The following is a 13,011-nucleotide window of genomic DNA, read 5'->3' as shown; positions in this document are numbered from 1 at the left end:
TCTCCGTCACCGGCGGAGTCTTACGGCCGGTCAGATCCGGCCAACCAGCGGGCGGGCGGCGCGTTGTGACGTGCCGTCCGCCCGCTTGGCGTGGGTTGCACGCCATTTCCGTGAGCCTTCTCTCTCTTGGTGCAAATGGCTGCAATAACACATCAAGCGGATGTCCGTCACGCTGATGTCGCCCAGTTGGCGTGTATGTTCCGGGGCCGAGAGCCATGGAAGGGACCAATCCGGTGAACAAGAAGCTCGCGGTCGCACTGTCCGGCGGTGCGGTACTGGTACTGGCGCTGTCGGGATGCAGCAGCGACGACGGCAACGAGAAGCTGGATGCCTGGGCCAAGCAGGTGTGCGACGCGGTGAAACCGCAGGCGCAGAAGATCGAGGCGGCCAACGCCGCGATCCAGAAGGAGACCTCCGACAACAGCACACCGGCTGCCGTCCAGAAGACCGACGCCCAGGCCTTCCAGGACATGGCGGACGCCTACAAGGCGATCGGTGCGGCCGTGAACACCGCGGGCGCGCCGAACGTCGACGACGGCGAGACGAAGAAGACGAACGCCGTCAAGGAACTCAACGACATCTCGGCCTCCTACGCGGGTCTGAAGAAGCAGGTGGACGGACTCGACACCAAGAACCAGGCGAAGTTCGCCGACGGTCTCAAGGGCGTCGCCGCTCAGCTGGACAAGCTCAGCCAGAGCGGGAACGACGCCCTGAAGGCCCTGGAGGAAGGCGACGTCGGCAAGTCGATGGCCAAGCAGGAGAGCTGCAAGTCGACCTCCGCGTCCCCCGGGGTCTCCTCGACGGCCAGCTGACCGCTCCGGCCGCCCTGCCGCGCCCCGGCGGGAGTTCTCCACAGGTGTACGAAGTGTCCGCGCGCGTCTGTCCACAGGCGTGCGCGGCGGAGCGGCAGGGCGGCCACAATGGGGGCGTGAGTAACGCCAGCCTGCACGCCCTGCCCTCCGCCGACCGCCCCGATGCCGCCGCGCGCCTCCGGGACGCCCTTCTGGCCGCCGACTTCACCGCCGACGGGCTCCTCGACCTGCTCGGCGCGCCCGCGTACGCCGCCCTGGCGCGCAGCGAGACCGTGCCCGCGCTCCGGGCGACCCGGGGAGACACGCCGCTCGAACTGCTCGTACGGCTGTTCCTGTTGCAGCAATCCGTGTCCCGCGCTCGCGTGGCGCGTGTGCTGCCCGTCGACGACTGTGTGGCGAGCGGGTGGCTGGTGTCCGGGAGTGACGGTTCCGGGGACGACGGTCAGGTGGCCGCCTCCGTCGACGTACGGCCCTACGGCGGGCCGGGCGGCGAGGACTGGTTCATCGTGTCCGACCTGGGGTGCGCGGTCGGCGGGGCCGGTGGCATCGGCAGTCACGACGAGGGCGTCGTGCTCGGGGTGGGCGGGGCATCCACGACTCTCGCCGGTATCACCGTCCGTACGCCGGTCGGCTCCGCGCTCGATCTCGGCACCGGATCCGGGATCCAGGCGCTGCACGCGGCCCAGCACGCCACGCGCGTGACGGCGACCGACCTCAACCCCCGCGCCCTGCACATCACCGCGCTGACGCTCGCCCTGTCCGGCGCCCCGGCGGCGGACCTGCGCGAGGGCTCGCTCTTCGAGCCGGTCAGGGAGGACGAGACGTACGACCTGATCGTCTCCAACCCGCCGTTCGTGATCTCGCCGGGTGCGCGGCTCACGTACCGGGACGGCGGGATGGGCGGGGACGATCTGTGCCGCACGCTCGTTCAGGAGGCGGGGGAGCGGTTGCGTGAAGGCGGGTTCGCGCAGTTCCTCGCCAACTGGCAGCACGTGGAAGGGGAGGACTGGCAGGACAGGCTCAGGTCCTGGGTGCCGCGCGGGTGCGATGCCTGGATCGTGCAGCGCGAGGTGCAGGACGTCACGCAGTACGCCGAGCTGTGGCTGCGCGACGCCGGCGACCACCGCTCCGACCCGGCGGAGTACCGGGATCGGTACGACGCCTGGCTGGACGAGTTCGAGGCGCGCAAGGTGAGGTCGGTCGGGTTCGGCTGGATCACACTGCGGAGGACGGGGGCGACCGCGCCGTCGATCACCGTGGAGGAGTGGCCCCATCCGGTCGAACAGCCGCTCGGGGACACGGTTCGCGCGCACTTCGAGCGCCTGGACTACCTGCGCGCGCACGACGACGCGGCTCTGCTCGCCGGGCACTTCAGACTGGCGGCCGAGGTCGTGCAGGAGCAGGTCGGGCTGCCCGGCGCCGAGGACCCGGAACACGTGGTGCTGCGCCAGAACCGCGGGATGCGCCGGGCCACCAAGGTGGACACGGTCGGCGCGGGCTTCGCAGGCGTGTGCGACGGCACCCTGAGCGCCGGGCGGATTCTTGACGCCATCGCCCAACTGGTCGGCGAGGACCCGGTGTCGCTGCGGGACCGCACGCCCGCGCAGATCAGGTTGCTGGTGGAACAGGGCTTTCTGGAGCCGTCGGGCGAGTGAGCCCGGGCAGGGGCGTGGTGCCGTGGGGCGCTGTACTGCCGGTTCCGCCGCCGTGAGGCTGTTGTCCACGCCGTGGCGACCACGGTGGAGGGGGACTCCGTGGCCGATAGGGGTACGACAGGTCGCGTACCCCACTGCCGTACGGCAGTGGGAGGCGCAGGGGCGGCGCGCGAGGCATGGGGAAGCATGCGGGTGGCGTGGGCCGATCGCTTGCGGCGCCTGTGCCGTCGTACCGAGCGTGTGGGGGACGGGGTTCCGGGGGCATATTCACGCCGAGTTGGGCGGCCGGTCCGGGGCGGGTCGCGCGCTGCCGACTGTGAGATTCACGGGCGCCGCCCACGACGGAACGTGGTCGGCCGGCCCGTACGCCCGGATGCTTCGAGGTCGGTCGGCGGGCGGTCGCAGGGACGCGTGCCCGCTGTCCGCCCGGCGTTCACCTCGGGTTCGCGTGGACGCTTCCCGGACGTGCCAGCCTCCCGGGTCCGGGGACTCCCGGGCGGCAGGAGAGGGGCGCACAGGGGTATGGAGAGCGGACCGGCGATCTTCGTGGGAATGGTGTTCGGCCTGTTCGGGGGCGGGCTGCTGGTGTGGACCGCGACCCGGGTGCGGCACCGGGCGCCCGTCGCCCACGGTGTGAACCCCGTCGCATCGGCGGTCCTCGCGAGCGTCGCCGGGCTGGTCGCCCTCGGGGTCGGCGCATGGTGCCTGACCCGGGTGTGAGGTGGGCGAGAGACCTATGGGTGGCGCATACGGCGTGGCCGTGCAGGTAACCGGTGGGTGACCCTCCGAATAGGCTCGAAGGGGCGGGTCGACACTCCGGGCGGCAGGAATGGCGGTAGTCGGGTTACCGTTCGAGTGGCCGTTGCGGGCTTTTCCCGTTTGACACGGGGGCGGGATGTACCGTCACACTCCGCAGCGTCAGCATGACCCGACCCCGGGAACAAGGCCGGGGGAGACCCCGAGTGTCGACCGGAGAGAAGAGCGAAGTTGTCCCCGACCAGCGAGACCGCACAGGGCGGCCGCCGACTCGTCATCGTCGAGTCGCCTGCCAAGGCGAAGACGATCAAGGGCTATCTCGGCCCCGGATACGTCGTCGAGGCGAGCGTCGGGCACATCCGCGACCTCCCCAACGGCGCCGCCGAGGTACCCGAGCAGTACACCGGTGAGGTGCGCCGCCTCGGGGTGGACGTCGAACACGACTTCCAGCCGATCTACGTGGTCAACGCGGACAAGAAGGCCCAGGTCAAGAAGCTCAAGGACCTGCTGAAGGACTCCGACGAACTCTTCCTCGCAACCGATGAGGACCGCGAGGGCGAGGCCATCGCGTGGCACCTCCAGGAAGTCCTGAAGCCCAAGGTCCCGGTCAAGCGGATGGTCTTCCACGAGATCACCAAGGCCGCGATCCAGGCCGCCGTCGCCAACCCGCGCGAGCTGAACCAGAAGCTGGTCGACGCCCAGGAGACCCGCCGCATCCTCGACCGTCTCTACGGCTACGAGGTCTCGCCGGTCCTGTGGAAGAAGGTCATGCCGCGCCTGTCGGCCGGCCGTGTCCAGTCGGTCGCGACGCGACTTGTGGTGGAGCGGGAACGCGAGCGCATCGCTTTCCGTTCTGCTGAGTACTGGGACCTGACGGGAACCTTCGCGACCGGCCGCGCGGGAGACTCGTCGGACCCGTCGTCGCTGGTCGCCCGCCTCGCGGCCGTCGACGGCAAGCGCGTCGCACAGGGCCGCGACTTCGACTCCCTGGGACAACTGAAGAGCGCGAACACCCTCCACCTGGACGAGGGGAACGCCCGCGCCCTGGCCGCCGCCCTGGCGGACACCAGCTTCGCCGTCCGCTCGGTCGAGTCGAAGCCGTACCGCCGCTCGCCGTACGCCCCGTTCCGTACGACGACGCTCCAGCAGGAGGCCAGCCGCAAGCTCGGCTTCGGCGCGAAGTCGACCATGCAGGTGGCGCAGAAGCTGTACGAGAACGGCTTCATCACCTATATGCGTACGGACTCCACGACCCTGTCGGAGACGGCGATCAACGCCGCCCGTGCCCAGGTCACCCAGCTGTACGGCGCCGACTACCTGCCCTCGTCCCCGCGGACGTACGCCGGGAAGGTCAAGAACGCGCAGGAGGCGCACGAGGCGATCCGCCCGTCGGGTGATCGTTTCCGCACTCCGGCCGAGACGGGCCTGACCGGCGACCAGTTCCGGCTCTACGAGCTGATCTGGAAGCGCACGGTCGCCTCCCAGATGAAGGACGCGGTCGGCAACTCGGTCACCGTGAAGATCGCGGGCACGTCCGCCGACGGCCGTGACGCCGAGTTCAGCGCCTCCGGCAAGACGATCACCTTCCACGGCTTCCTGAAGGCGTACGTCGAGGGCGCCGACGACCCGAACGCCGAGCTGGACGACCGCGAGAGCCGTCTGCCCCAGGTGAACGAGGGCGACGCCCTGTCCGCCGAGGAGATCACGGTCGACGGGCACGCCACCAAGCCCCCGGCCCGCTACACCGAGGCGTCGCTGGTCAAGGAGCTCGAAGAGCGCGAGATCGGCCGCCCGTCGACGTACGCGTCGATCATCGGGACCATCCTCGACCGCGGTTACGTCTTCAAGAAGGGCACGGCCCTGGTGCCGTCCTTCCTCTCCTTCGCCGTCGTCAACCTCCTGGAGAAGCACTTCGGGCGGCTCGTCGACTACGACTTCACCGCCCGGATGGAGGACGACCTCGACCGCATCGCCCGTGGCGAGGCCCAGTCCGTGCCGTGGCTGAGGCGCTTCTACTTCGGCGTGGGCACCGATGGCGCTCCCGTTCCGGCGGTCGGCGGCGCGGCCGAGGCGGGCAACGGCGACGGGGACCACCTCGGCGGTCTCAAGGAGCTGGTGACCGACCTGGGCGCGATCGACGCCCGCGAGGTGTCGTCGTTCCCGGTGGGCAACGACATCGTGCTGCGCGTCGGGCGCTACGGCCCCTACATCGAGCGTGGCGAGAAGGACTCCGAGAACCACCAGCGCGCCGACGTGCAGGAGGACCTCGCTCCCGACGAGCTGTCCGTCGAACTGGCGGAGGAGCTGCTGGCCAAGCCGAGCGGCGACTTCGAGCTGGGCGCCGACCCCGAGTCCGGCCACCAGATCATCGCCAGGGACGGCCGCTACGGCCCGTACGTCACCGAGGTGCTCCCCGAGGGCACCCCGAAGACCGGCAAGAACGCCGTCAAGCCGCGCACGGCCTCGCTGTTCAAGTCGATGTCCCTGGACACGGTGACGCTGGCGGACGCGCTCAAGCTGATGTCCCTGCCCAGGGTCGTCGGCAAGGACGCGGAGGGCGTGGAGATCACCGCGCAGAACGGGCGCTACGGGCCCTACCTCAAGAAGGGCACGGACTCGCGGTCGCTGCAGACCGAGGACCAGCTCTTCACGATCACCCTCGAAGAGTCGTTGGAGATCTACTCCCAGCCCAAGCAGCGTGGTCGGGCCGCCGCCAAGCCGCCGCTGAAGGAGCTGGGCACGGACCCGGTCAGCGGAAAGCCGGTGGTCGTCAAGGACGGCCGCTTCGGGCCGTACGTCACCGACGGCGAGAGCAACGCGACCCTGCGCTCCGGCGACAGCGTCGAGGAGATCACCCCGGAGCGCGGCTACGAGCTGCTCGCCGAGAAGCGCGCCAAGTCGCCGGTCAAGAAGACGGCGAAGAAGGCTCCGGCGAAGAAGGCCCCCGCCAAGAAGGCGGCCACGACGAAGACAGCCGCCGCCAAGAAGACGACGGCAGCCAAGACGACCACCGCGAAGAAGACGGCCGCCAAGAAGGCTCCGGCCAAGAAGGCGACCGCTGCGAGGGCCACGGGCGAGGAGTGAGTCCGTCGGTCGCGACGACACCGGTGAACATGGGTGAACACCGGTGAGTGGTCGCGACCGAGCGCCGGTCACCAACTGCGGTGACGACTGCGGTGACGGCGGTGGTGACCGACTGCGGTGACCGTCTTCACTCCGCCCTCACGCGAGCTTCGTGAGACGACCGCCCCGGCACCATCTGGTGTCGGGGCGGTCGCACGTCAGGGCGGCCACTTCGAGCTGTCGGTGGCTGCCGATAGGCTGAAAGCATGACGCCAGCAGAGCAGCCAACGGCCACCACCCAGGCCCCCGACGACGCCTTGGTCGCGGACTCCCGCGAACGCGCCGTCCGTGCCCTGCTGCGCCGGCCCCAGCTGAAGAGGCTGTGGAGCGCGCAGCTGGTGGGCGGTGTCGGTGACGCGCTAGCGCTGCTGGTCCTGGTGGTCCTCGTCCTCCAGTCGGCCGTCGCCGAGGGCTCGTTCGGCGGCGGCTACCGGGGCGTGGCGCTCGCCGTGACGGCCGTCTTCGGGGCACGCGTTCTGGCCACGCTGCTCTTCGGAGCCGTCCTGCTCGGCCCGCTCACATCGCTCACCTCGAAAGAGGGGCCGCTCGACCGCCGCTGGACCATGGTCGGCGCCGACGGACTGCGCACCATACTCATGATCATCGCGCCCCTGTGGATCGACTGGACGCCGGAGAACGCCCTCGCCGTCCTCCTGGTCACCGTCTTCGTGACCGGGGTCGCCGAGCGCTTCTGGACGGTGTGCCGGGAGAGTGCGGCGCCCGCGCTGCTGCCCACGCCTCCCCCGGAGGGGGCCACGGTCCGCCCGCTGCCGGACCACATGGACGCCCTGCGGCGCCTGTCCCTGCGTACGACCTTCGTCGCGCTGCCGCTCGCGGGCGCCGCGCTCGTCGTCGCCGGGCTCATCAACAACCTGCTGGGCACGGGCATCGAATGGTTCGGCCGGCATCAGGCGGCCTTCGGGTCATATGTCGCGGCAGGGCTCTTCGCCGCTTCGCTGTCCGTGCTCACCGCCCTGGAACTGCCCGACACACGCACCCCGCGCGCGCGGTCACCGCTCGAAGGCCTGCGCCGCCCCAAGTACGGCACGGCCGCCGAGACCGGCCGTACGGGCGCGATCCCGCTGCTCGTCCTGGCCTGCGCGGCCGTCTCCGGCGCTGTCGCGGCGGCCGTCTCCGTGGCCGTCCTGCACGCCAAGGACCTGGGCGGCGGCCCGGTGACGTTCGGGCTGCTGGTCCTCGTGCTGACCGGCGGCACGGTCGTCGGCATCCGTACGGCACCGAAGGTGCTGGTGGCGCTGTCGCGGCGCCGGCTGCTCGCGCTGGCCGTCGCCTTCACCGGGGTCGCGCTGCTCGCCGCCGGGCTGGTCCCGGACGTGACGACGGTCCTCCTGATCGTCGGGCTCGCCGGCATCGGCGCGGGTATCGCCGCCAACACCGGGCACACGCTGCTCGACCAGGAGACCGAGGACCAGCGGCGCACGCGGCTGACCGAGCATCTCCACGCGGTCGTACGGGTGTCCGTGGCGCTGGCCGCGCTGATCGCCCCCCTGGTGGCGGCCCTCATCGGCCCGCACCGTCTGGAGAGCGGCAAGTTCGTGTTCGCGCACGGCGGCGCGGCGTTCACGCTGATGCTGGTGGGCGCGCTGCTGCTGCCGGTGGCCGCGCTGGTCCTCGCCAAGGCCGACGACCGTTCCGGCGTGCCCCTGCGGCACGACCTGCGGGACGCGGTGCGCGGCGGCGACGACCCCGCGCAGGCACTCGCCACGACCGGCTTCTTCATCGCTTTGGAGGGCGGCGACGGGGCGGGCAAGTCCACGCAGGCGAAGGCGCTCGCCGAGTGGATAAGGGCCAAGGGCCACGAGGTCGTGGTCACGCGCGAGCCGGGGGCGACCCCGGTGGGCAAGCGGCTGCGGTCGATCCTGCTGGACGTGTCGAGCGCCGGTCTGTCGCACCGCGCGGAGGCGCTGCTGTACGCGGCGGACCGCGCGGAGCACGTAGACACCGTCGTACGGCCCGCTCTGGAGCGTGGCGCGGTCGTCATCTCCGACCGGTACATCGACTCGTCGGTGGCCTATCAGGGCGCCGGCCGTGACCTTTCCCCGACGGAGATCGCGCGCATCTCGCGCTGGGCGACCGACGGCCTGGTCCCGCATCTGACCGTCCTGCTGGACGTCTCCCCGGAAGCCGCGCGCGAGCGGTTCACCGAAGCGCCGGACCGGCTGGAGTCGGAGCCGGCCGAGTTCCACGAGCGCGTGCGGTCCGGTTTCCTCACGCTGGCCGCCGCCGACGCGGGGCGCTATCTGGTCGTGGACGCGGCACAGGAGCCCGAGGCCGTCACGACGGTCGTCCGCCACCGGCTCGACCAGATGCTGCCGCTCTCCGAGGCCGAGGTGAAGGCCCAGGAGGAGGCCCGCAAGGCGGCCGAGGAGGAGGCCAGGCGCAAGGCGGAGGAAGAGGCCGCGCGCAAGGCCGAGGAGGAGCGCCTTGAGCGCGAGCGCCAGGAGACGCTGGCCAGGCTGCGTGCCGAGGAGGAGGAGCGCAAGCGCCGCGAGCTGGAGGAGGCGCAGCGCCGCGAGGCCGAACGCCAGGCGGAGGAGGCCCGGCAGCGGGCCGAGGACGCGCGCCGCCGCGCCGAGGAGGAGCGGGTACGGCTGCTCGCGGAGGAGAAGGCCCGAGCCGAGGCCGAGGCCCGCCGCAAGGCCGACGAGGACCGCCGACGCAGGCAGGCCGAGGAAGAGGCGCGGCTGCACGCGGAGGCGGAGGAACGGCGCCTGGAGAAGCAGCGGAAGGCCGAGGAGGCGCTGGTCCGGGCCGAGGCGGAGCGGCGGCGGATCGCGGAGGCGGCGGCTGCGGCTGCCGCGACGGCTGCCGCAGCCTCGGCAGCGGCTTCGGCTTCGGCGGCGGCTTCCGCAACTGCCGCTGAGGGAGCGGGTACGGGTACCGGCTCGGCTTCCGGCGCGGGCGCAGATGCGGCTGGGGCTGGGTCTGGGTCTGGGGCTGCGAGGTCCGGTGCGGGTGCGGCGGAGGGCGGTCGGCCCGGCGGTTCCGATTCCGAGGTGACGGCCAAGCTGCAGAAGCCGCCGGTTCCTCCGGGGGCGGCCGACGAGACCGCGGTGTTGCCCAGGGTTCCTTCGGGTGCGGCGGACGAGACGGCTGTGCTGCGTCCTGTGACGCCGGGAGCGGCGGACGAGACCACGGTGTTGCCGCCGGTTCCTCCGGGGGCCGCCGACGAGACGGCTGTGCTGCCGCCCGTGCCTCCGGGCGCGGCCGATGAGACCGCGGTGCTGCCTGCCGTACGGGAGGACGGCGCGGGTCGGCGGGACAGCGTGCCCGTGGATCGTGTGCCACCGGGGTTCTTCCGGGACGAGCGGGCGGACGGACAGTCCGGGGCCGGTGAGGACCGTACGCGGGAACTGCCCCAGCTCGACGCCGATGGCACCCCGCGTCGGCGCCCGCGCTCCGACTGGGCGGAGGAGACTCCGCTGGACGACCTGCCGACGCTGGCCGACGAACTGTTCGGATCGCACGCGGACGATGACCGGGACGAGGGCCGGGGACGGGGCGGGCGACGCCGCTGAGGCGGGGCCGCTGCCGGTGGAAGCCCGTCGGCAGCGGGACCCGTCGGCATGGGAGACCCATTGGAAGTGGAGGTGGGGACCCAGTGCCACCCGGGACCCAGTGCCAGTGGAGACCCATTGTCAGTGGGGACCCGCACAATGGACTCCGCGTGGCAAGCCATGACGAAACGGCGTGCCGAAGAGGCATGACCGACGAGGCGTGACGGAAGGGCGGTGTTCCCGTGCCGGTGTGGGACGACCTGGTGGGCCAGGAGAAGGTGAGCGCGCAGCTGGAGGCCGCCGCGCGGGATGCCGACGCCCTGGTCACCGCCGTCGCCGCGGGCGCGCCCCAGCCCGACGCGTCGAAGATGACGCACGCCTGGCTCTTCACCGGCCCGCCCGGCTCCGGCCGGTCCACGGCGGCCCGCGCCTTCGCCGCCGCCCTGCAGTGCGTGAGCCCCGACCGTGCCCTGGGCGGAGTCCCCGGCTGCGGGTTCTGCGACGGCTGCCACACAAGTCTGACGGGCAATCACGCCGACGTGGACATCGTCCGTACAGATCTCCTCTCCATCGGCGTCAAGGAGACCCGCGCCCTGGTCCGGCGGGCCCAGCTGTCACCGGCTGTCGGACGCTGGCAGGTCATCGTCCTGGAGGACGCTGACCGCCTCACGGAGGGCGCGGGCAACGTGCTGCTCAAGGCCATCGAGGAACCCGCGCCGCGCACGGTGTGGCTGCTGTGTGCCCCGTCCATCGAGGACGTGCTGCCCACGATCCGCTCCCGCTGCCGTCTCCTCATCCTGCGTACCCCGCCGGTGGACGCGGTGGCCGACATCCTCATCCGCCGGGACGGTATCGAGCCGAACGTGGCGCACAGCGTGGCCAGGGCAACCCAGGGCCACATCGGCCGCGCCCGTCGGCTCGCCACGGACGCGCGGGCCCGGGAGCGTCGGGCCGCCGTCCTCAGGCTGCCGCTCCGTGTCGAGGACGTCGGCGGCTGTCTGAAGGCGGCCCAGGAGCTGATCGACTCGGCGTCGGAGGACGCCAAGCAGCTCGCCGAGGACGTCGACGTGAAGGAGACGGAGGAGCTGAAGCAGGCGATGGGCGCGGCCCAGGGCGGCCGGATGCCGCGCGGAACGGCGGGCGTGATGAAGGAGCTGGAGGATCGCCAGAAGCGCCGGAGAACGCGTACCCAGCGTGACACCCTCGACCTGGCCCTGATCGACCTCACCGGCTTCTACCGCGACGTTCTCGCCCTCCAGTTCGGTTCCCGTCTGGCGATCGCCAACACCGATGCCGAGGACACCCTGGAGCGCCTGGCCCGCGCCGGCTCACCCGCGTCGACGCTCCGCCGCATCGACGCGATCGCCGCGTGCCGCGAGGCCTTGGACCGCAACGTGGCACCGCTGCTGGCCGTGGAGGCGATGACGCTGGCGCTGAGAGCGGGCTGACGGCCGGCATCAGCAACTCGTGACGTGGCGGCGGGTAACCCGTACGAGTCATGTTGCGGACAGAGGGTATCCGGATGGTTTCGCAGGGTTACGCTCGCTGAATGCATATGAGGCGCACACCTCGTCAGACCTGGACATTGCTCGCGGTCGCCGCGCTGCTCGTCTCCGCCTGTTCCACGGGGAGTTCGACGAGTGCGGCGAGTTCGTCGGCCGCGCCGACCGGCCTCGCGTCGTACTACGCGCAGAAGCTGAGCTGGCGGTCGTGCGGTGTGCCCGGTTTCCAGTGCGCCACGATGAAGGCACCCCTGGACTACGCGGCTCCGGCCGAGGGCGACGTCCGACTCGCCGTCTCCCGCAAGAAGGCCACGGGCAAGGGCAGGCCGCTCGGCTCGCTGCTGGTGAACCCGGGCGGGCCGGGCGGTTCGGCGGTCGGGTACGTGCAGGCGTACGCCGGGATCGGCTACCCGGCCGAGATCCGCGCGCGCTACGACATGGTCGCGGTCGACCCGCGCGGGGTGGCGCGCAGCGAGCCCGTCGAGTGCCTCGACGGCCGCGGGATGGACGCGTACACGCAGACCGACACGACTCCCGACAACGAACGGGAGACGGACGAACTGGTCGGCGCGTACAAGAAGTTCGCGGAGGGCTGCGGCAGCAGTTCGCCCAACCTGCTGCGGCACGTGTCCACGGTGGAGGCGGCCCGGGACATGGACATCCTGCGGGCGGTGCTGGGCGACCGGCGGCTGACGTACGTGGGAGCGTCCTACGGAACGTTCCTCGGAGCGACGTACGCGGGGCTCTTCCCGGACCGTGTGGGCCGGCTGGTCCTGGACGGCGCGATGGACCCTTCCCTGCCCGCGCGCCGGCTCAACCTCGACCAGACGGCCGGCTTCGAGACGGCGTTCGACGCGTTCGCGAAGGACTGCGTACGGCAGCGGGACTGCCCGCTCGGGACGGAGGAGAGCAAGGTCGGCACGAACCTGAAGGCGTTCTTCGACCGCCTCGACACGGCGCCGATCCCGGCGGGTGACGCGGACGGCCGCCAACTGGGCGAGGCCCTCGCCACGACCGGCGTGATCGCCGCGATGTACGACGAGAGCACCTGGCCGCAACTGCGCGAGTCGCTGACCTCGGCGATGCGCGACAAGGACGGCGCGGGCCTGCTGCTCCTCTCCGACAGCTACTACGAGCGCGACGCCGACGGTCGCTACTCGAACCTGATGTTCGCCAACGCGGCCGTGAACTGCATCGACCTCCCGGCGGCGTACACCGGCCCCGACCAGGTGCGCGACGCACTGCCGTCCTTCGAGAAGGCGTCCCCCGTCTTCGGTGAGGTCATGGCCTGGGCCTCCCTGAGCTGCGCGTACTGGCCGGTGCGGCCTACGGGTGAGCCGCATCGCATCGAGGCGAAGGGTGCGGCCCCGATCGTGGTCGTCGGCACGACCCGCGACCCGGCGACCCCGTACCCCTGGGCCCAGTCGCTCTCCCGCCAACTCTCCTCCGCCCGCCTCCTGACCTACGAGGGCGACGGCCACACGGCGTACGGGCGGGGCAGCGACTGCGTCGACGACACGATCAACGCGTATCTGCTCCGGGGGACCCGTCCGGCGGCGGGGAAGCGGTGCTCGTAGCAGTGGGGCGAGCGCCGGTGCGGAGGGCTCAGGGGGTGTGCGGAGCACCTCCGAAAACTGTGTAGACT

7 protein-coding genes are annotated in these 13,011 nt (G+C 71.5%); all 7 read left to right on the top strand.

From position 1 onward, the window contains the following. Window positions 1–215: 215 nt before the first annotated feature. On the top strand, window positions 216–812 hold the full coding sequence (locus OHN74_RS18580) for a small secreted protein (protein ID WP_327695671.1): 597 nt from the start codon (window positions 216–218) through the stop codon (window positions 810–812). A 116-nt stretch (window positions 813–928) separates the two neighbouring features. Continuing rightward, a complete protein-coding gene (locus OHN74_RS18575) occupies window positions 929–2,467 on the top strand; it encodes a class I SAM-dependent methyltransferase (RefSeq protein WP_327695670.1) in 1,539 nt (512 codons plus the stop codon). 522 nt (window positions 2,468–2,989) lie between these two features. Next, window positions 2,990–3,187 (top strand): hypothetical protein, encoded by a 198-nt coding sequence (locus OHN74_RS18570; protein ID WP_327695669.1) that lies wholly within the window; start codon window positions 2,990–2,992, stop codon window positions 3,185–3,187. Window positions 3,188–3,454: 267 nt separating this feature from the next. Beyond that, on the top strand, window positions 3,455–6,307 hold the full coding sequence (topA, locus tag OHN74_RS18565) for a type I DNA topoisomerase (RefSeq protein ID WP_327695668.1): 2,853 nt from the start codon (window positions 3,455–3,457) through the stop codon (window positions 6,305–6,307). Between the two features lie 245 nt (window positions 6,308–6,552). Continuing rightward, window positions 6,553–9,885, top strand: a complete 3,333-nt coding sequence (gene tmk / locus OHN74_RS18560; protein ID WP_327695667.1) for a dTMP kinase — start codon at window positions 6,553–6,555, stop codon at window positions 9,883–9,885. A gap of 221 nt (window positions 9,886–10,106) precedes the next feature. Next, the gene (locus OHN74_RS18555) at window positions 10,107–11,312 is read left to right on the top strand and encodes a DNA polymerase III subunit delta' (protein ID WP_327695666.1); all 1,206 of its coding nucleotides are present in this window, start codon (window positions 10,107–10,109) and stop codon (window positions 11,310–11,312) included. A 101-nt stretch (window positions 11,313–11,413) separates the two neighbouring features. Continuing rightward, the gene (locus OHN74_RS18550; RefSeq protein WP_327695665.1) at window positions 11,414–12,943 is read left to right on the top strand and encodes an alpha/beta hydrolase; all 1,530 of its coding nucleotides are present in this window, start codon (window positions 11,414–11,416) and stop codon (window positions 12,941–12,943) included. Window positions 12,944–13,011 lie beyond the last annotated feature (68 nt).

The sequence above is a fragment of the Streptomyces sp. NBC_00459 genome (assembly GCF_036013955.1).
GTDB lineage: Bacteria > Actinomycetota > Actinomycetes > Streptomycetales > Streptomycetaceae > Streptomyces.
This window is presented reverse-complemented; position numbering and strand designations above follow the sequence as displayed.

What these genes read in the sequence shown, in the direction of transcription:
- OHN74_RS18580 (WP_327695671.1), top strand. Translation starts at nt 216, where the DNA reads ATGGAAGGGACCAATCCGGTGAACAAGAAGCTCGCGGTCGCACTGTCC.
- OHN74_RS18570 (WP_327695669.1), top strand. Translation starts at nt 2,990, where the DNA reads ATGGAGAGCGGACCGGCGATCTTCGTGGGAATGGTGTTCGGCCTGTTC.
- tmk (WP_327695667.1), top strand. Translation starts at nt 6,553, where the DNA reads ATGACGCCAGCAGAGCAGCCAACGGCCACCACCCAGGCCCCCGACGAC.
- OHN74_RS18550 (WP_327695665.1), top strand. Translation starts at nt 11,414, where the DNA reads ATGCATATGAGGCGCACACCTCGTCAGACCTGGACATTGCTCGCGGTC.